Genomic DNA, 19814 nt, shown 5'->3' with positions numbered 1-19814 from the left:
GACCACTCGCTGCTTCTTAGGCTGAAGCCTGCAATGAGTCAAAGCTGAAATACCGCAACAACAACTTGATCAGTTGCCCATATTCCGCTGGAGCCTGAAGCACGCTGAACCCGGAGTCGTAACGCTGCGGGTTGATATCTTCACGGCTCCACAGGCAGGTTGCCGTGAGGTCAACGGCATGGAAGGTGTCGTCAGCCCCGGGAATTTTCAGGCGCAGCTCGAAATCAGCATCGACCATCATGGGCAACTCGCTGATCAACATCAGCCCGTCGCAAGAGACGTTGCCCAAATAGCCGATGGGCTTGTCGGTAACACGGTTAAACACCTGGAGGAAATAACGTAGTTGATGCCGCTCAATCCGTCGGTCGGTAAACATGGTGAGATCGCCATGCAGTGGCCATGGTTGTGGCCGGTCCAGTGATTCGGAACGAGCGTAATTGCTCGCTCTCCCTGGATCTCGGTATGACAAAAGACAACGCTCTGTCACTAGACAGCTGCCGAATCCGGGCCCTGCCTCCATTTGAATAGAAACCTATACAAACGGACATCCAAAGAATAGCCCAAGACTGGCAAGAGGCCAGTTATAAAGTGGCGAATCTCATCACAGTGAGGCTGGACGCGGCTGTGCAACACTCACGCCGCGGTAGTGACCCAGTTGTTGCAGGGTGTCCAACCTTGCGCGTGCTCGGTAGGCGTATTCGCTCGACGGGTACTGATTAATGATGAATTGGTAGGTTTGCACCGCGTCGACAAACAGTTTCTGTCGTTCCAGACATTGCCCGCGCAACATCGAGACCTCTGGCTGTACATAACGCCGGGTGCGGCTCTCGCGGTCGACCTGGGACAATTCCAAGGTGACACGCTCGCAGTCACCGACCTTGTAAGCGCGGTAGGCGTTGTTCAAATGGTGGTCCATCGACCAGCGGGTGCAGCCGACAACACTGACGGCCAGGGCAGCAATGAGCAAAATTCGCATGAAGGTTCTCCTGTCTTGTGCAGTGTATCGACCCCTCGTCCAAAATCTTCAAAGATGTTCATCTATTCAATCGGCGCGAAAACAAGTGAATCGGCGATAAGTAGTGCAAACGAACAATGACTACAACCAAAGAGCATAGTAGCCTTCCTCAGCGCTTGAACTCAGGAGTCTGTGCATGTCCGTCCGTCGTACCAAAATCGTCGCCACCCTTGGCCCGGCCAGTAACTCGCCGGAAGTCCTCGAACAGCTGATTCTGGCTGGTTTGGACGTTGCCCGTCTGAACTTCTCCCACGGCACCCCGGACGAGCACAAGGCTCGCGCCAAGCTGGTGCGTGACCTGGCCGCCAAGCACGGCCGCTTCGTCGCACTGCTGGGTGACCTGCAAGGCCCGAAAATCCGTATTGCCAAGTTCACCAACAAGCGTATCGAGCTGAAGATCGGTGACAAATTCACCTTCTCCACCAGCCACCCGCTGACCGAAGGTAACCAGGACGTCGTGGGTATCGACTACCCGGACCTCGTCAAGGACTGCGGCGTCGGTGACGAGTTGCTGCTGGATGACGGCCGCGTGGTAATGCGTGTCGACACCGCCACCCCGACCGAACTGAACTGCACCGTGATCATTGGCGGTCCGCTGTCCGATCACAAAGGCATCAATCGTCGCGGCGGTGGCCTGACTGCCCCGGCCCTGACTGAAAAAGACAAGGCCGATATCAAGCTCGCTGCTGAAATGGAAGTGGACTACCTGGCCGTGTCCTTTCCGCGCGACGCCGCTGATATGGAATACGCCCGCAAACTGCGCGACGAAGCCGGCGGTACTGCCTGGTTGGTGGCGAAGATCGAACGCGCCGAAGCCGTGGCCGACGACGAAACTCTCGACGGTCTGATCAAAGCGTCCGACGCCGTGATGGTTGCCCGTGGTGACCTGGGTGTGGAAATCGGTGACGCCGAGCTGATCGGTATCCAGAAGAAGATCATCCTGCACGCACGCCGCCACAACAAAGCGGTGATCGTCGCGACCCAGATGATGGAGTCGATGATCCAAAACCCGATGCCGACCCGCGCCGAAGTATCCGACGTGGCCAACGCCGTGCTCGACTACACCGACGCCGTGATGCTCTCGGCTGAAAGTGCCGCCGGCCCGTACCCGCTGGAAGCTGTGCAGGCCATGGCGCGCATCTGTGTCGGCGCCGAAAAGCACCCGACCAGCAAGACCTCCAGCCATCGTATCGGCAAGGTCTTCGAAAGCTGCGACCAGAGCATCGCCCTGGCAGCCATGTACACCGCCAACCACTTCCCGGGCGTCAAAGCGATCATCGCCTTGACCGAAAGTGGCTACACGCCGTTGATCATGTCGCGCATTCGTTCCTCGGTTCCGATCTACGCGTTCTCCCCTCACCGCGAAACCCAGGCCCGCGCGGCCATGTTCCGTGGCGTGTACACCGTTCCGTTCGACCCGGCGTCGTTGCCGCCCCATGAAGTCAGCCAAGCGGCCATCGACGAACTGATCAAGCGTGGCGTCGTGGAAAAAGGCGACTGGGTCATCCTGACCAAGGGCGACAGCTACCACACCATCGGCGGCACCAACGGCATGAAGATCCTGCACGTTGGCGACCCAATGGTCTAAGTGACACGCTGAAAACAAAAACCCTGCCATGCGAATGGCGGGTTTTTTTGCTTTTCATGTGGGTTAGCGTTTTGCGATAAACCCCGATAACGCCGCAATCGCCTCCGGTGACTTCAAGCGCTGGACGAACAACGCGCCCTCCTCCTCGATGACCTGGCGTAACTGATCACGGTCCACACTTTTCATCAATTGCTTGGTCACCTGCACCGCCCCCGGCGCCAGGATTTCAAAACGCTCAGCCATTTCCCGCGCCTTGGCCAACGCCGCTTCACCACTGCCCAACGCCTCAGTGGCGATGCCCCAGGCGGCAGCCTGCTCCCCGGTAAATCCCTCGCCCAACAGCAAAAGTTCAGCTGCCTTCGCATGCCCAAGCAAACGCGGCAGGATCAGGCTCGAACCAAACTCCGGGCACAGCCCCAGGTTGACGAACGGCATACGCAAGCGCGCATCACGACTGATGTAAACAAGGTCACAGTGCAGCAGGAGGGTTGTGCCAATCCCCACCGCGACTCCCGCCACTGCCGCGATCACCGGCTTACGGCAGTTGAGTAGGCTTTTCATAAAATGAAACGCTGGGCTGTCGAGATCACTGGGCGGCTGTTCAAGAAAATCGCCGATGTCATTACCGGCGGTAAAACACTCGCTGCTGCCCTGGATCAGCACGGCGTTGATCGCTGAGTCGGCATCCGCCTGCTCCAGCGCCTCGGCCAGTTGCGTGTACATGGCGCGGGTCAGGGCGTTTCTCTTATCCGGGCGGTTGAGCTGCAGGGTCAGCAACCCGCGCTCGCGGTGCAGCAGGATGGCGTCGGTCATGGTGAGTCTCGCGGCTGTAGAGTTCAGCGCTCAACCACGGGGCAGGAACACATCGGCCAGCAGTTGATTACGCGGCAGTCCCGCCAGAAACAGGCGCTTGGAAAACGCCTCGACACTGGCGGGGTGTCCGCAGAGTAAGGCGAGCGTTTGCCGGGAAACAAGCCGCAGTTGCGCCAATGCCTGGGCCGACTCGGCCGCGGTCCACAGTTCCACCGTAAGGTTCGGATGACGTGCACCCAGCGCTATCAGGGGTTCAGCCAGATAATGGCCGTCGGCATCATGGGCCAGGTGAATCACACGAATGGCGCCTTGGTGATCCTGGCGCAAAGCCTCGCGCAATACGCCCCACAACGGGCCGAGGCCAGTGCCGGAGGCAAGCAGCCAAAGCGGCCGGGATTGCCAGTCGGGATCGTATTGCAAAGCGCCGCCGCGTAGCTCGCCCAGGCGCAGGTGATCGCCGACCTTCAACTGCCGGGCAAGATCACTGAATTCACCGGGCTGCCGGCAATCGATATGAAACTCCAGAAATGCATCTTCCTGGGGCAGGCTCGCCAAGGAGTAAGGCCGCGCGACGTGCCCTGCCCACAGCACCAGGTGCTGTCCAGCCCGATAACGGAGACCGCGCTCAGGTTGCAGGCGCAGGCGCACTACATTCGAGTTCAGCCAATCAGCACCCACCACCAGGGCGGCCAAACCGTCACGCAGCGGGTCAAACGCCTCGACCTGCAGATCGCCCGTCACTTGGCACTGGCAGGCCAACCGCCAACCGTCCTGGCGTTGCGCGGGGCTCAGGGCATCGGGCTGCTTGTCCTCGACCTCGCCCCGGCAGCGCACCAAACACGCATGGCAACTGCCCGCCCGGCAACTGTAGGGCACGGCCACACCCGCCTGGTTCAAGGCATCCAGCAGATTGCTGCCGGCAGTTACCGACCAATGGCGTTCGCCGACGTACAGTTCAGGCATATAAGGACTCAATTACAGGGGACGCGCACAGGGAATCATGCCTGCGACAGTTTGACCATAGTCGGGTGTATCGGCCACCGCGTCGGGTTATACTGCCGCGCCTTTTTAGCGTCGCGCCTGCACCACTTTGGCGTGCCTTGGAAAGGTGGGCTCAGCCGACCGATGTACCCCACTGAGTTCACCTTTATTGAATGTTCCCTTATAGAGGAGCGCGACTCATGACCGTGATCAAGCAAGACGACCTGATTCAGAGCGTTGCCGACGCCCTGCAATTCATTTCCTACTACCACCCCGTTGACTTCATCCAGGCGATGCACGAGGCCTACCTGCGCGAAGAATCGCCGGCAGCCCGTGACTCCATGGCGCAGATCCTGATCAACTCGCGCATGTGCGCCACCGGCCATCGCCCGATCTGCCAGGACACCGGTATCGTCACCGTGTTCGTGCGCGTGGGCATGGACGTACGTTGGGATGGCGCCACCATGGGCCTGGACGACATGATCAACGAAGGCGTGCGTCGCGCCTACAATCTGCCGGAAAACGTCCTGCGCGCATCCATCCTGGCCGACCCGGCCGGTGCACGTAAAAACACCAAGGACAACACCCCGGCCGTGATCCACTACTCCATCGTCCCGGGTAACACCGTGGAAGTGGACGTGGCGGCCAAAGGTGGTGGTTCCGAGAACAAATCAAAAATGGCCATGCTCAACCCGTCCGACTCGATCGTCGACTGGGTGCTCAAGACTGTTCCGACCATGGGCGCCGGCTGGTGCCCACCGGGGATGCTCGGCATCGGCATCGGCGGCACCGCCGAGAAAGCCGCAGTGATGGCCAAAGAAGTGTTGATGGAGTCCATCGACATCCACGAGCTGAAAAAGCGCGGCCCGTCCAACCGTATCGAAGAGATGCGCCTGGAGCTGTTCGAGAAGGTCAACCAACTGGGCATTGGCGCTCAGGGCCTGGGTGGCCTGACCACCGTGCTCGACGTGAAGATCATGGACTACCCGACCCACGCCGCCTCCCTGCCGGTGTGCATGATCCCCAACTGCGCCGCCACCCGTCACGCGCACTTTGTGCTCGACGGCTCGGGCCCGGCGTCGCTGGAAGCGCCACCGCTGGACGCCTACCCGGAAATCGTCTGGGAAGCCGGCCCGTCGGCTCGTCGCGTCAACCTCGACACCCTGACCCCGGAAGAAGTCCAGAGCTGGAAACCGGGCGAAACCGTGTTGCTCAACGGCAAGATGCTCACTGGCCGCGACGCTGCGCACAAGCGCATGGTCGAGATGCTGAACAAGGGCGAAACCCTGCCGGTAGACCTCAAGGGTCGCTTCATCTACTACGTCGGCCCGGTTGATCCGGTGCGCGAAGAAGTGGTTGGCCCGGCTGGCCCGACCACCGCGACGCGGATGGACAAGTTCACCCGTCAGATCCTTGAGCAAACCGGCCTTTTGGGCATGATCGGCAAATCCGAGCGCGGCCCGACCGCCATCGACGCGATCAAGGACCACAAGGCCGTGTACCTGATGGCCGTGGGCGGCGCCGCTTACCTGGTGGCGCAAGCTATCAAGAAGTCGCGGGTTGTCGCGTTCGCGGAACTGGGTATGGAAGCGATCTACGAGTTCGACGTCAAAGACATGCCGGTCACCGTTGCAGTCGATAGCAAAGGCGAATCCGTGCACATCACCGGTCCTGCCATCTGGCAGCAAAAGATCAGTGAAAGCCTGGCGGTAGAAGTGCAGTAAGCACTTTCCCTCAAGGATAAAGGCGACTGCGGCCCCATGGCCCAGTCGCCTTTTTTATGGCGCGTGGTATGGTGCTTGCCCCTTACCGTGCCTACTCATCACCGTATGATCGCGATCCCTCGCCCCCTGCGCCTGACCTTCTACGCCCTGTTGATCATCGCTGGTGCGGTGCTGGCCGCCGCATTGGCCACGCGCCAGGCCGAACGCCAGGCCCTCGTGGATGAGGCCGCCCGCGCCAACCAACAGCTCGCGTTATATGCCAACTCGCTGCACACCCTGATCGAACGCTACCGCGCCCTGCCCGCCGTGCTCGCACTGGACTCGGAAATGATCAGCGCGTTAAAAGGCCCGTTGGACACCGCTACCCAGGACGCGCTTAACCGCAAGCTCGAACGCATCAACGGCGCCGCGCAGTCGTCCACCCTGGAATTGATGGACCGCACCGGCCTGGCCGTGGCTGCCAGCAACTGGGCGCTGCCGAGCAGTTACGTCGGGCACAACTATGCATTTCGGCCGTATTTCAGCCAGACCAAAAGCCAGGGCACCGGGCGCTTTTACGCGGTGGGAGTGACCACCGGGATTCCGGGTTACTTCCTTTCCAGCGCGGTGCTCGATGAACACGAGCAGTTCCTTGGCGCCATGGTGGTGAAGCTGGAGTTCCCTGAGCTTGAGCAAGAATGGGCCCAGGGGAATGACTTGCTGCTGGTCAGCGATGCGCGTGGCATCGTGTTCATTGCCAACCAGCCTGGCTGGCGCTATCGGAACCTGCGGCCGCTATCGGCCAATGACCTCGCTGAGCTCAAGGCCACCCGCCAGTACGACAAGAAACAACTGCTGGCGCTGGAAACCGACACCCTGCAGCGCTTCGACGAAAACAGTCACCTGATGCGCGTCAACGGCCCCGACGGCAGCGCCCAATACATCTGGGAATCCCTGCCATTGAAGGCAGAAGGCTGGACCCTGCACCTGCTGCGCAAACCGCAATTTCCTTTTGAAGACCAACGCAACGCGGGACTGGCCGCCGCCGGTTCCTGGCTGGCGCTGGTGTTCCTCGCGCTGTTCCTGAGCCAACGCTGGCGCCTGGCCCGCTTGCGCCAGCGCAGCCGTGAAGAGCTGGAGCAACTGGTGGAAGAACGCACCCAGGCCCTGCGCACCGCCCAGGATGGTTTGGTGCAATCAGCCAAGCTGGCGGCGCTGGGGCAGATGTCCGCCGCCCTCGCCCACGAAATCAACCAGCCACTCACGGCCCAGCGCATGCAGCTTGCTACCCTGCGCCTGTTGCTGGATCACGGCCGTGTGGACGACGCCTACAAGGCGCTCACGCCGCTGGACGACATGCTCACGCGCATGGCCGCACTCACCGGCCATCTCAAGACCTTCGCGCGCAAAAGTCCTAGTGGCCTGCGCGAACGCCTGGACCTGGCCACGGTGGTCGACCAGTCCCTGCATCTGCTCGACGCGCGCCTGCGCGATGAAGCCATTGGCGTCGTGCTGGACCTGACACGCCCGGCTTGGGTGCGCGGCGATGCCATCCGCCTGGAACAAGTACTGATCAACCTGCTGCGCAACGCCCTCGACGCCATGGCCGACAAACCGCGCAAGCGCCTTGAGATCCGCCTGCACGCCGACCAACAGCTTTGGCTTTTGACCGTCAGCGACAGCGGCGGCGGGATCCCCGAAGAACACCTGAACAACGTGTTCGATCCGTTCTTCACCACCAAGCCGGTGGGTGACGGCCTCGGTTTAGGGCTGGCGGTGTCCTTCGCTATCGTGCACGAACTGGGCGGACGCCTGATCGCCGATAACCAGGGCGACGGCGCTACTTTCACCCTGACCTTGCCCATCGCGCTGGAGACGCCGGACCTATGCTGAATGCGGTGATTGTAGTCGATGACGAAGCCAGCATTCGCACGGCCGTGGAGCAGTGGTTGAGCCTCTCAGGGTTTGAGGTGCAGTTGTTCAGCCGCGCCGAGGAATGCCTGGCGCACCTGCCCAAAGACTTTCCCGGTGTGATCCTGAGCGACGTGCGCATGCCTGGTCTCAGCGGCCTGGAATTGCTCGCCGAAGTACAGCGCCGCGACGCCGACTTGCCGGTGATATTGCTCACTGGTCACGGCGACGTGCCGATGGCCGTCGAAGCCATGCGCGACGGCGCCTACGATTTTCTGGAAAAACCCTTCAGCCCCGAGGCCCTGCTCAACAGCCTGCGACGTGCATTGGACAAACGCGGGCTGATCCTGGAAAACCGTCGCCTGCATCAACAGGCCGATCACCGCTCGCAGCTTGAATCCAGCCTGCTCGGCGTGTCCCGCGGGTTGCAGAACCTGCGCCGCCAGGTGCTCGACTTGGCCAGCTTGCCGGTCAACGTGTTGATCCGTGGCGAGACCGGCAGCGGTAAAGAACTGGTCGCGCGCTGCCTGCATGATTTCGGCCCGCGGGCCAAGAAGCCGTTTGTGGCGCTCAATTGCGCGGCAATTCCCGAGCAGTTGTTTGAAGCCGAGTTGTTTGGCCACGAAAGCGGCGCGTTCACCGGCGCCCAGGGCAAGCGCATCGGCAAGCTGGAGTACGCTCACGGCGGCACGCTGTTCCTGGATGAAATCGAAAGCATGCCCTTGGCCCAACAAGTGAAACTGTTGCGGGTATTGCAAGAGCAGAAACTGGAACGACTGGGCTCCAACCAGAGCATCCATGTGGACTTGCGCATCATTGCCGCGACCAAGCCTGACCTGCTTGAAGAGGCCCGCGCCGGACGCTTTCGCGAAGACTTGGCCTATCGCCTCACCGTTGCACAATTGCGCCTGCCGCCCTTGCGCGAGCGTCGTGAAGATATTCCGCTGCTGTACGAGCACTTTGCCCACAGCGCTGCCGAACGCTTAGGCCGCACGCCCGAGCCGTTGAGCGGCCCAGCCTTGGGGCGCCTGCTCAGCCACGACTGGCCCGGCAATGTGCGTGAACTGGCCAACGTCGCCGAGCGCCAGGTATTAGGCCTTGGCGAGCCGGAGCCGGAGGGCATCGAGGCCGGGCAATCACTGGCTGCGCAGCAGGAAGCCTTCGAAGCCCATTGCCTGAAGGCCGCCTTGACCCGGCACAAGGGCGATATCAAGGCGGTATTGACGGAGCTGCAACTGCCCCGCCGGACGTTCAATGAAAAGATGCAGCGCCATGGCCTTGCACGGGACATGTTCCTCAAGGACGAATGAGCGGATTTCCGCTCATTGGCCCCGAATCTTCAGCAAGTTTCCGCTCAAAAAAATCTGCAACCCCTTCTAGATCGGGCCTTCATCTACCTGGCACAGCTCCTGCTATAGCCCAGCCAGGCAGCGCTCGCGCCGCTCCATAAAAACAACTAGATGAAGGATCCTTCAATGGATAACTCCAACTCCCTGCCTCTGGGGTCGGCGGCAGCGCCGGCAAAAGAACGCACCACCTCCAGCCGCATCAAATCGATCTTCAGCGGATCGGTCGGCAACATGGTCGAGTGGTACGACTGGTACGTCTACGCCGCTTTCTCGCTGTACTTCGCCAAAGCCTTCTTCCCGAAAGGCGACACCACCGCCCAACTGCTCAACACCGCCGCGATCTTCGCCGTGGGCTTCCTGATGCGCCCGATCGGTGGCTGGCTGATGGGCCTGTACGCCGACAAGGTCGGGCGTAAAAAAGCCCTGATGGCCTCGGTCTACCTGATGTGCTTCGGCTCGCTGCTGATTGCCCTGAGCCCGGGCTATGAATCCATTGGTATCGGTGCGCCCATCCTGCTGGTGTTTGCCCGTTTGCTGCAGGGGCTATCAGTCGGCGGCGAATACGGCACCTCCGCCACCTACCTCAGCGAGATGGCGACCAAGGAACGTCGCGGCTTCTACTCCAGTTTCCAGTACGTAACCCTGATCTCCGGCCAGCTCATCGCGCTGGCGGTGCTGATCGTGCTGCAACAGGTACTCACCACCGAGCAACTGTACGCGTGGGGCTGGCGTATCCCGTTCGCCATCGGCGCCCTGTGCGCAGTCGTCGCGCTGTACCTGCGTCGTGGCATGGAAGAAACCGAGTCCTTCACCAAGAAAGAAAAAGCCAAGGAAAGCGCAATGCGCACCTTGATGCGTCACCCCAAAGAACTGATGACCGTGGTCGGCCTGACCATGGGCGGCACCCTGGCGTTCTACACCTACACCACCTACATGCAGAAATATCTGGTGAACACCGTCGGGATGAGCATCTCCGACTCCACCACCATCTCGGCGGCAACGCTGTTTCTGTTCATGTGCCTGCAGCCCATCATCGGCGGGCTGTCCGACAAGGTCGGCCGTCGTCCGATCCTGATCGCCTTCGGCATCCTCGGCACCCTGTTCACCGTGCCTATCCTCACCACCCTGCACACCATCCAGTCCTGGTGGGGTGCGTTCTTCCTGATCATGGCCGCGCTGATCATCGTCAGTGGCTACACCTCGATCAACGCGGTGGTGAAGGCCGAACTGTTCCCGACCGAAATCCGTGCCCTGGGCGTGGGCCTGCCGTATGCACTGACCGTGTCGATCTTCGGCGGTACAGCTGAATACATCGCGCTGTGGTTCAAGAGCATCGGGATGGAAACCGGCTACTACTGGTACGTGACTGCGTGTATCGCGGTGTCGCTGATGGTCTACGTGACCATGAAAGACACCCGCAAACATTCGCGGATTACTACGGACTAAACATGTGGGAGGGGGCAAGCCCCCTCCCACACTGGTTTTACATCGCTGGGTTAATCAGGACAGTTCCGCCACCTCGTTGCGCCCATACCGCCGCTGCGCATACGACGCTCCGGCAATCATCACCACCAGCACCGCCGCCAATACCGCCGATGATCCAATGGTGCCGAAATCCAATCCGCCCTTTTCATGGGGCTTGGTCAGGAAGTCGCCCAGGGTTGCACCAAACGGCCGGGTCAACACAAACGCCACCCAGAACAACAACACCGACGAGATTTGGGTGAAGTACTTGAGCGCCACCACCGCAGCGATGGTCGAGCCAATCAACAAGGCACCACCGGCGAAGCCGAGACCCGAATCATCCGCCAGGAAGTCGCCCAATGCGGTGCCCAGTGTGTTGGAGAACAGGATCGCCATCCAATAGAACAACTCACCCCGGAAGGTCTGCACCTTGTTCACGTTCAGCGAGTCACCGCTGAGGTGCCACAGCGCAAAAATGATCATGAGGATCACAATCAGGATCATCGACCCCGTGGCGTAACCCAGCCCCAGGGTACGGTCCATGAAGTCGGACATCGTGGTACCCGCAGTGCTGGTGGACAAAATCACGATCCAGTACAGCACCGGGTTGTAGGTTTTGGACCAAAGTTGCGTCACCAGGGTGACCAGGAACACGCTGATCAAAATCATCGAACTGATCGCATAACCGACATTCAGGGTCATCGACAACAAGTCCCCGGCGGTTTCGCCCAAGGTGGTTGCGCAGATTTTCATGACCCAGAACGCCAGGGTGATCTGAGGAAGTTTATTCATAAGGTAGAAGGCTCCGAAGCTCAGTCTTTCGATGGCCGACTTATAGGGGTGTCGACCTTGTGCGCAGACTGAACGGGCCGCTGTGAAAAATAGGTGGGCGATGAATGAAAATTCCATGGCTTGATGGAAATTCGCTGCCACGGGTTGCACTATGACCGCCTCCCAGAATTGCGTAGCAGGAACCCCGGCTCATGTCTGACGATATCCATTTCTACGAACCCGCCAACGGCCACGGCCTGCCACATGACCCGTTCAACGCCATCGTTGGTCCACGGCCAATCGGCTGGATCTCGTCGCACGACAGCGAAGGCCGCCTGAACCTGGCGCCCTACAGCTTCTTCAATGCGTTCAACTACATTCCGCCGATCATTGGGTTTTCCAGTGTCGGGCGCAAAGACAGCCTGAACAATATCGAACAGACCGGCGAGTTCGTATGGAACCTGGCTACCCGCCCGCTGGCCGAGCAGATGAACCAGAGTTGCGCGGCGGTCTCGCCGGAGGTGAATGAGTTCGAGTTGTCCGGCCTGACGCCGGTGGCCTCGAAAATCGTCGCCGTGCCACGGGTGGGCGAGAGCCCGGTGTCATTTGAATGCAAGGTGACGCAGATCATCCAGCTGCAACGCGCCGACAAAGGGTTGGTGCCGAGCTGGCTGGTGCTGGGCGAGGTGGTCGCGGTGCACATTGCCAAGTGGCTGCTCAAGGATGGCATCTACGACACCGCCGCCGCCGAGCCGATCCTGCGTGGTGGCGGCCCGGCGGATTACTTCCAGCTGGGGCCGGAGGCGCTGTTCAAGATGTATCGCCCAGGCGCCAGCAAACCCTGACTGAAATACAACAAAAATGTGGGAGGGGGCGTGCCCCCGATGGCAATGGCACATTCAACATCTTTGTTGACTGACACACTGCTATCGGGGGCAAGCCCCCTCCCACATTAGATTGTCGGCGTTGTTCAGATGGCGGCGCTCGCCCAGGTCAGCTGCCCCTCTTCATCCACACCGATCAACCGCTCAAGCTGCACGGTGGCTGCATCATCGGCGTCGGAGGCGGTCTTGAACGTCTGTCCATCCAGGATCTTGTGAAACTTCGGTGCCCCCATACCATCCAGTGCCTTGACGGCGACGGCGGCGCTGTAGCCCCCTTCACCCGGTACTACGGCGGATACGGCTTCGTGGTGGGCAAATTGTTTACGTGCCATGTTGCAGGTCCTGGCCAATGGAAAGGCGGCCATTCTAAACCTGTTCACCCAGCGAGTTGCAGGTACTCGCCATAGGCGTTGGTGGCGGATGCGTCGGTGAAGGTTTGGAAGTCCATGCTGCGCACCACCATGTCGTTCAACAGCTCGGTAAAGATCATCAGGGCCGGCGAGCTGAAGTAGGCACTCATCGCCTGCTCGCTGCTCCAGAAACCCGAGACCAACCACACATCGGGATCGACCTGGGAATGCTGCAACGAGAATTGCAGACAACCCTGAGCCTGGCGACCCGGTTCGATCAAACTGCTCAAGCGTGCACCGAGTTCGGTGCTGCACCCGGTGCGGGCGCGGATAAAGGCCATATGGCTCGCGGGAATGGGGGTGGACATGTTCGACTCTCCCGTTGAGAAGTGATGCTCGGCAAACACGGTGAGGGTGTGCTGCCACAGGATCAAAGATAACGGCGCGCGGGTAGGCGCGGTTAGTCGATTCCTGCCGGCTTATTGCACAATCCTGCGAGAAGCGTAAACCGGGTACTCGGCTCACTGGTTTTGCGCCATGCACAAACGCAGTATTTCAGGGAGATGACAGGCCTCACGCTTGCCTGATTGGCGATACGCCGCAGGATCAGGCAAGGATTGTGCAGAATCGACCTAACACTATTTGAAAAGCCGCCGCTAAGCTGACCCCATCAAAGCCGCCTGCAGAGGACGCTTCATGTCGTCGCCCGAATATCAGTCCATTCCTCTCGATGCCGAGATGGAAAAGCAGCGTGCCGAACTGGCCAGTATCGTGCACAGGCATACTTGGGAAGATGGCTCCTACGGTACCGCGATCACGTCGCTCTACCTGAACCGCCACAACACGCCACGCGACTTTATGCCGGTGCTGGTGGAACCCGCGCTGTGCATCCTTGCCAACGGCAGCAAGGAAGTGCGCCTGGCGGATGAAATCTTTGCCTACGACCCGCTCAATTACCTGGTGTTCTCGGTGGCGATGCCGGTGGCCGGGCGGATCATCGACGCCACGCCCGACGATCCGAACCTGTCGGTGCGGATCAATATCGACCCGGCGCAGCTCACCGCCCTGATCGCTGAAGCCGGTCCCATGGGCGTACCCACACGCCCGACATCACGCGGCATGTACGTGGACCGGATTGACAACCAATTGCTCGACGCGGTGCTGCGCCTGGCGCGCTTGCTGGATACGCCCAAAGACATCGCCATGCTGGCCCCACTGATCAACCGGGAAATTCTTTACCGCTTGCTACGTGGGCCGCAGGGTTATCGCCTGTATGAAATTGCCGTGGCCAACAGCCAGAGCCATCGGGTGAGCCAAGCGATCAAGTGGCTCAATGGCAACTACGAACAACCGCTTCGCATTGATGATCTGGCCAAGGAAGTGAACCTGAGCGTTTCGACATTGCACCACCGCTTCAAGGCAATCACCGCCATGAGCCCCTTGCAGTACCAGAAGCAGTTGCGCTTGCAGGAAGCACGCAGATTGATGATCGCCGAAGGGCTGGAAGCATCAGCGGCGGGCTATCGGGTGGGGTATGAAAGCCCGTCGCAGTTCAGTCGGGAATACAGCCGATTGTTTGGGGCGCCGCCGCTGCGGGATCTGGCCCGCCTGCGCCAAAGCATCTGACCGAATGAAGATCAAAATGTGGGAGGGGGCTTGCTCCCGATAGCGGTGGGTCTGCTTTAGATACCAGACTGAGACACTGCCATCGGGGGAAAGCCCCCTCTCACATGGGGCCGCGAGCATTCAATCCAGGGTGCGCGGTAGTTGCAGGGTCACCCGTAAGCCCCCCTCCCGCAAATTCTGCAAACTCACTTCACCGCCATGGCTGTGGGCAATATTGCGCGCAATCCCCAGGCCCAACCCATAGCCCTGCTGCTGCCCGGACAGGCGGAAGTGCGGCTCGAATACCTGTTCCAAACGCTGCTCCGGAACGCCGGGACCTTCATCGTCGACGTGCAGGACAAACTGCGCACCATCATCTTCGATATGCAAATGCGCGTTCTGCCCGTACTTCAACGCGTTATCGATCAGGTTGCCGATACACCGCTTGAGCGCCAGCGGCTTGCCCGGATAGGTCGCCAATGCAGCGCCATCCAGGGTCACACGGCCGTTACCGTTTGGCGCCACATAAGGCTCTACCAGGCATTCGAGCACATGGTTGAGGTCGACCGGCTGGATGTTCTCGTGGATATCGGTGTCTTTCACACATTGCAGCGCGCCCTTCACCAGCAACTCCAATTCATCCAGGTCACGGCCAAATTTGGTTTGCAGGTTTTCGTCTTCGAGCAGTTCCACACGCAGACGCAGGCGGGTGATCGGTGTGCGCAGGTCGTGGGAAATCGCGCTGAACAGTTGGCTGCGCTCGGTCAAATAGCGGCTGATGCGCTCGCGCATGGCATTAAACGCGCGGCCCACTTCCACCACTTCACTGCCGCCGCCTTCGGCCACCGGCTCCACATCGGCGCCGAGAGACATGTCTCGCGCTGCCCGCGCCAAGCGCTTGAGGGGGCGGCTTTGCCAGTGCACCAGCAGGCCAATGAACAACAGAAGAAAACCGCTGGTCAACACGATAAACCACACCTGCTGCGACGGTAGGCCCTGTTCTTCAAGGCTGGTGTAGGGCTCAGGCAGCAACGAGGCGATGTACAGCCATTCGCCGGGGGCGAGTTGGATCTGGGTCACCAGCACCGGCGGGTTTACCGGTTCCAGGGTCAGCGCGTAATGGGCCCAAGAGCGCGGCAACTCATCAAGCTTGAGGCCGGCATTAAAGATGCGCAGGTCTTCGGCGCTGACGAATTCCACCGAGATGTGCACGTCGGCGCCCAGGGTCTGGCGAAGTACTTCGTCCACGGCCACCAGCACCGCCTGCTTGCGTGGGGTTTCGGGCAATACCTGCATGTCCAGCGGACGGTCATTAAGGGTGACTACAAACCGGGTGCCGCCCATGCTACGCAATTGGTCGAGAACCAGCGGACGATAGGCCACCGGCAACGAACGGAAGTAACTCACACTGGCGGTCATCGAATGGGCCAGGCTGCGAGCGCTGGTGACCAGGCCCTCAAGCTGGGTAGCACGCAACTGCGAAACCCAAATCACGCTGGACAACGCCTGGGCGAACAACACCGCAAGCAAGGTCAGCAGCAGCATGCGTCCCAGCAGCGAGCGCGGTACCGGGAAGCGGCGCCGGCGTTCGGTCACCGGCTCAGTGGACATTGCCGGCAACCACGCTGGCTGCCAGTTGATAACCGCTGCCACGTACGGTGCGGATCAGCCTCGGGGGCTTTTCGGTGTCGCGCAGGCGTTGGCGCAGGCGGCTGACCGCCATGTCGACGATGCGGTCCAGCGGCATCAGGTCGCGGCCACGGGTGGCGTTGCCGATAGTGTCGCGATCGAGAATTTGTTGCGGATGGTCGAGAAACAACTTGAGCAGTGCGAAGTCGGCACCGGAGAGAATCACTTCCTCGCCGTCCACGTGGAACAGCCGATGGCTGATCATGTCCAGGCGCCATTCATCGAACACCAGCACATCGCCACTCCCACTGCGCTCCTGGCCAAACTGGCAGCGCCGCAACAGAGCCTTGATCCGCGCCTGCAACTCGCGAGGGCTGAACGGCTTGCCGATATAGTCATCGGCGCCCAGTTCCAGGCCGATCACGCGGTCGGCTTCGTCAGAACTGGCGGTAAGCATAATGATCGGCACCTGCGCCTGGCGCGGGTGCTGGCGGATCCAACGGCAGAGGCTGAAGCCATCTTCGTCTGGCAACATCACATCGAGGATGACCAGGTCGCACGGCGCCTCGTTCATCGCCTGGCGGAACCCCGCGCCATCCGGCACGCCACGCACCTGGAAGCCGGCGCGACTGAGGTAGGTTTGCAGCAATTCGCGGATTTCCTGGTCGTCGTCGACGAGGAGAATCGATTTACTGATTACGCTCACGGGGTCCTCCTTGTTGTTATGGGGTGTTCTTGATGGCCTCATCGGGGGCAGGTCACTGCCTAAGCAAATGCCTGCTCTAACGCCACACCCGCCCCGGTCAACCCGGAATACGGCGCGGTCACCAACCACACCGGAATACCTTTGAAGTAGTCGCTCATGCAGCCTTTGTCGCTGAAACTCTTGGCAAAGCCGCTCTTGATGAAAAAGTCGGCAAACCGCGGAATCACCCCACCCACGATATACACACCACCGCGTCCACCGGTGGTCAGCACATTGTTGCCCGCCACTCGGCCCAGCCAGACGCTGAACTGCTCCAACACTTCCATCGCCACCGGGTCGCCGGCCAAGCCTGCAGCCGTGATGGCCTCGGGCGTGTCGAGCACAGGCGCGTGACCGTCCACCGCACAAATCGCGCGGTACAGACGCGGCAAGCCGCCACCGCTCAACGCCGTTTCAGCGCTGACGTGGCCAATCTCGTTGTAAATGTGTTGCCACAACTGGGTTTCCCGAGGGCTGCTCAGGGGCAGGTCGACGTGGCCGCCCTCCCCCGGCAACGCCGCGTAACGACCTGCGCCGAGATCCAGCAGTGTGCCGACGCCCAGGCCAGTGCCAGGCCCGATCACCACCGCCGGGCGCAACGGCTCCGGCGTGCCCTCACAAACCACGCGAAATTCGTCGGGTTGCAGGCGGGTCATCCCCAGGGCCATGGCGGAGAAGTCATTGACCAGCAGCAGTTCATCCACCTGCAAGGTCTTGCAGAACGCCGTCTTGCTCAGGCGCCAGTGATTGTTGGTGAATTTGAATTCATCGCCACTCACCGGCCCGGCCACCGACAGGCACACCGCGCCGATGTCCCCGATTTCCAGGCCCTCTTCCTTCAGATAGACCTTGATCGCCTCTTCAGGGGTTGGGTAATCCGCCGTGGCATGCACGCGAATCGAATGCAGTGCCGAATCCCGCCACACTGCAAAACGGGCGTTGGTACCCCCGATATCACCGACCAGCGCTAACTTCACTTAAGCGTCTCCAAGGCAGAGGTAAAGGCGCTGGCGCCCTGCTCTGCGGAGCTTGCGGCCAAGCGCATAAATCCAAACAGCTCGCGGCCGGCCCCCACGTTATTGCCCAGAAGGCCCGTGGCAGGCGTGCGCGCTGCAAATTCTTCGGCGTCCACCTTAAGCTCCAAGGTGCCGGTAACGCCATCCACACGAATGATATCGCCATCGCGCACTCGCGCCAGCGGCCCGCCGCTCTGGGCTTCGGGGTTGACGTGAATCGCGGCGGGAATCTTACCCGACGCGCCGGACATACGCCCGTCTGTCACCAATGCCACCTTGAAACCACGGTCCTGCAGCACACCCAGGAACGGCGTCATCTTGTGCAGCTCGGGCATGCCGTTGGAGCGCGGGCCCTGGAAGCGCATCACCGCGACGAAATCTTTTTCCAACTGACCAGCCTTGAACGCATCGGCCAGATCCTGCTGATCCTGGAACACCACCGCCGGCGCTTCGACGATCTGGTGCTCTGGGGCTACCGCAGAGACTTTCATCACACCGCGGCCGAGGTTGCCTTCCATCACGCGCAGACCACCTTCCGGCGAGAACGCACGGGCCACGGGCCGCAGGATGGTTTCGTCGAGGCTTTCGATAGGACCGTCACGCCAAACCAGCTCGCCGTCGACCAGGAATGGTTCCTGGATGTATCGGCTCAGGCCCTTGCCGGCCACGGTGTTGACGTCTTCGTGGAGCAGGCCCGCTTCCAGCAGCTCACGGATCAGGAACGACATGCCGCCCGCCGCCTGGAAGTGATTGATATCGGCCTTGCCGTTTGGATACACGTGGGACAGGGTCGGCACCACCTCGGAGAGGTCAGCCATATCGTCCCAGGTGAGGATGATGCCTGCCGACATGGCGATGGCCGGCATGTGCAGGGTGTGGTTGGTGGACCCGCCGGTCGCGTTGAGGGCGACGATGGAGTTGACGATGGATTTCTCGTCGACGATCTCGCCGATCGGCGTGAAGTTGCCGTTGGCCTTGGTCAGGCGCGTAACCTGATGCGCGGCTTCACGGGTCAGCGCGTCACGCAGCGGCGTGTACGGGTTGACGAATGAAGCGCCCGGCAAGTGCAGGCCCATCACTTCCATCAACAGTTGATTGGTGTTGGCAGTGCCGTAGAAGGTGCAGGTGCCGGGGCTGTGGTAGGACTTCATCTCCGATTCCAGCAGCTCTTCGCGAGTGGCCTTGCCTTCGGCGTAGCGCTGGCGCACGTCGGCTTTCTGCTTGTTGGAGATACCCGACGGCATTGGGCCGCCCGGTACGAAGATCATCGGCAGGTGACCATAGCGCAGCGCGCCCATCATCAGGCCGGGGACGATCTTGTCGCAGATGCCCAGCATCAATGCGGCGTCGAACATGTTGTGGGACAGCGCCACCGCCGTGGACATAGCAATGACTTCACGGCTGAGCAGGCTCAGCTCCATCCCCGGCTCGCCCTGGGTCACACCGTCGCACATTGCAGGCGTACCACCAGCGAACTGGCCGACCGAGCCGACTTCACGCAGAGCTTTCTTTATTTGTTCAGGGAAATGTTCGTACGGCTGGTGCGCCGACAGCATGTCGTTATATGAGGAAACAATTGCCACGTTGGCGGCATTCATCATGCGCAGGCTGTTTTTGTCTTCGGTGCCGCAACCGGCCACGCCGTGGGCAAAGTTGGCGCATTGCAGCTTGCCGCGCATCGGACCGTCGCTGGCGGCGCCGCGAATGAGCGCAAGGTAAGCCTCGCGAGTGGCGCGGCTGCGGGCGATAAGCCGTTCGGTGACCTCAAGAACGCGGGGATGCATGTGTAGAACTCCAGGCTAACGGATGTGGCGACCTGAGTGTCTATGCTGATCAAACGCCCGCAGCGCATGGGATGGCAGGGTGTCGTTTGAATCATCGGACCAGTTGATTCAGGTCACTCGTTGTAGATTGAACAAAATATTGCCACTAAAAAGGCTTGTTTTCTATTTTTATGCGAATAATCTTGTAATTCTTACAACAAATCGAC

General features: G+C 60.6%; 18 protein-coding genes. 7 read left to right on the top strand and 11 right to left on the bottom strand.

Features of this window, described 5'->3' with window-relative positions; all coding sequences use genetic code 11:
• Positions 1-16 precede the first annotated feature (16 nt).
• Both ACEN2T_RS12435 and ACEN2T_RS12430 read right to left on the bottom strand, forming a co-directional pair.
• Positions 17-376 carry a PilZ domain-containing protein gene (locus ACEN2T_RS12435; RefSeq protein ID WP_095185774.1) on the bottom strand — a complete coding sequence of 120 codons (360 nt, stop codon included), beginning with the start codon at positions 374-376 and terminating at the stop codon, positions 17-19.
• Positions 377-601: 225 nt separating this feature from the next.
• On the bottom strand, positions 602-976 hold the full coding sequence (locus tag ACEN2T_RS12430; protein WP_032890874.1) for a hypothetical protein: 375 nt from the start codon (positions 974-976) through the stop codon (positions 602-604).
• Positions 977-1151: 175 nt separating this feature from the next.
• On the opposite strand from ACEN2T_RS12430, the gene pyk reads away from it, so the two are divergent.
• A complete protein-coding gene (gene pyk / locus ACEN2T_RS12425; RefSeq protein WP_032890873.1) occupies positions 1152-2603 on the top strand; it encodes a pyruvate kinase in 1452 nt (483 codons plus the stop codon).
• A 63-nt stretch (positions 2604-2666) separates the two neighbouring features.
• On the opposite strand, the gene ACEN2T_RS12420 is transcribed toward pyk, so the two are convergent.
• Both ACEN2T_RS12420 and ACEN2T_RS12415 read right to left on the bottom strand, forming a co-directional pair.
• Positions 2667-3416, bottom strand: a complete 750-nt coding sequence (locus tag ACEN2T_RS12420) for an enoyl-CoA hydratase-related protein (RefSeq protein ID WP_286819493.1) — start codon at positions 3414-3416, stop codon at positions 2667-2669.
• A gap of 30 nt (positions 3417-3446) precedes the next feature.
• Complete coding sequence (locus ACEN2T_RS12415) at positions 3447-4379, bottom strand: iron-sulfur-binding ferredoxin reductase (RefSeq protein WP_442116804.1); 933 nt, start codon at positions 4377-4379, stop codon at positions 3447-3449.
• A gap of 218 nt (positions 4380-4597) precedes the next feature.
• On the opposite strand from ACEN2T_RS12415, the gene ACEN2T_RS12410 reads away from it, so the two are divergent.
• The 4 genes from ACEN2T_RS12410 to ACEN2T_RS12395 all read left to right on the top strand — a co-directional run bounded on the left by ACEN2T_RS12410 (position 4598) and on the right by ACEN2T_RS12395 (position 10806).
• Positions 4598-6121 carry a fumarate hydratase gene (locus ACEN2T_RS12410; protein WP_032890870.1) on the top strand — a complete coding sequence of 508 codons (1524 nt, stop codon included), beginning with the start codon at positions 4598-4600 and terminating at the stop codon, positions 6119-6121.
• A gap of 105 nt (positions 6122-6226) precedes the next feature.
• Complete coding sequence (locus ACEN2T_RS12405) at positions 6227-7993, top strand: sensor histidine kinase (protein ID WP_032890869.1); 1767 nt, start codon at positions 6227-6229, stop codon at positions 7991-7993.
• Positions 7987-9321, top strand: coding sequence for a sigma-54-dependent transcriptional regulator (locus tag ACEN2T_RS12400; RefSeq protein WP_095185777.1), 1335 nt, complete (start codon positions 7987-7989; stop codon positions 9319-9321). The genes ACEN2T_RS12405 and ACEN2T_RS12400 overlap by 7 nt, the downstream gene beginning before the upstream one ends.
• A gap of 165 nt (positions 9322-9486) precedes the next feature.
• Complete coding sequence (locus tag ACEN2T_RS12395) at positions 9487-10806, top strand: MFS transporter (RefSeq protein ID WP_032890867.1); 1320 nt, start codon at positions 9487-9489, stop codon at positions 10804-10806.
• Between the two features lie 54 nt (positions 10807-10860).
• Here ACEN2T_RS12395 and ACEN2T_RS12390 read toward each other — a convergent pair whose 3' ends face one another.
• Positions 10861-11616, bottom strand: a complete 756-nt coding sequence (locus ACEN2T_RS12390; protein WP_032890866.1) for a COG4705 family protein — start codon at positions 11614-11616, stop codon at positions 10861-10863.
• 191 nt (positions 11617-11807) lie between these two features.
• Between ACEN2T_RS12390 and ACEN2T_RS12385 the strand changes: the two genes are divergently transcribed.
• A complete protein-coding gene (locus ACEN2T_RS12385) occupies positions 11808-12440 on the top strand; it encodes a flavin reductase family protein (RefSeq protein ID WP_339483638.1) in 633 nt (210 codons plus the stop codon).
• Positions 12441-12565: 125 nt separating this feature from the next.
• Here the strand turns inward: ACEN2T_RS12385 and ACEN2T_RS12380 are convergent, their stop codons facing one another.
• Positions 12566-12811 (bottom strand): hypothetical protein, encoded by a 246-nt coding sequence (locus ACEN2T_RS12380; protein WP_032890864.1) that lies wholly within the window; start codon positions 12809-12811, stop codon positions 12566-12568.
• Positions 12812-12855: 44 nt separating this feature from the next.
• Positions 12856-13197, bottom strand: a complete 342-nt coding sequence (locus ACEN2T_RS12375) for an antibiotic biosynthesis monooxygenase family protein (RefSeq protein ID WP_032890863.1) — start codon at positions 13195-13197, stop codon at positions 12856-12858.
• Between the two features lie 328 nt (positions 13198-13525).
• Here ACEN2T_RS12375 and ACEN2T_RS12370 point away from each other — a divergent pair, with 328 nt between their 5' ends.
• Positions 13526-14455 (top strand): AraC family transcriptional regulator, encoded by a 930-nt coding sequence (locus tag ACEN2T_RS12370; protein ID WP_032890862.1) that lies wholly within the window; start codon positions 13526-13528, stop codon positions 14453-14455.
• Positions 14456-14575: 120 nt separating this feature from the next.
• On the opposite strand, the gene ACEN2T_RS12365 is transcribed toward ACEN2T_RS12370, so the two are convergent.
• The 4 genes from ACEN2T_RS12365 to edd are packed head-to-tail and all read right to left on the bottom strand — an operon-like array spanning position 14576 to position 19608.
• The gene (locus tag ACEN2T_RS12365; protein ID WP_032890861.1) at positions 14576-16045 is read right to left on the bottom strand and encodes an ATP-binding protein; all 1470 of its coding nucleotides are present in this window, start codon (positions 16043-16045) and stop codon (positions 14576-14578) included.
• Positions 16035-16811 (bottom strand): response regulator, encoded by a 777-nt coding sequence (locus tag ACEN2T_RS12360; RefSeq protein WP_185168276.1) that lies wholly within the window; start codon positions 16809-16811, stop codon positions 16035-16037. Before ACEN2T_RS12360 ends, ACEN2T_RS12365 begins: the two co-directional genes overlap by 11 nt.
• Before the next feature lie 17 nt (positions 16812-16828).
• Positions 16829-17785 (bottom strand): glucokinase, encoded by a 957-nt coding sequence (locus tag ACEN2T_RS12355; protein WP_095185780.1) that lies wholly within the window; start codon positions 17783-17785, stop codon positions 16829-16831.
• Positions 17782-19608: a phosphogluconate dehydratase gene (gene edd / locus ACEN2T_RS12350; RefSeq protein WP_032890858.1), complete on the bottom strand. Its 1827-nt coding sequence runs from the start codon at positions 19606-19608 to the stop codon at positions 17782-17784. Before edd ends, ACEN2T_RS12355 begins: the two co-directional genes overlap by 4 nt.
• Positions 19609-19814: the final 206 nt, after the last annotated feature.

Source organism: Pseudomonas sp. W22_MBD1_FP4 (assembly GCF_052113765.1).
GTDB classification, from domain to species: domain Bacteria; phylum Pseudomonadota; class Gammaproteobacteria; order Pseudomonadales; family Pseudomonadaceae; genus Aquipseudomonas; species Aquipseudomonas sivasensis.
The sequence above is the reverse complement of the archived record's forward strand: the minus strand, read 5'-3'. Positions and strand labels throughout refer to the sequence as shown.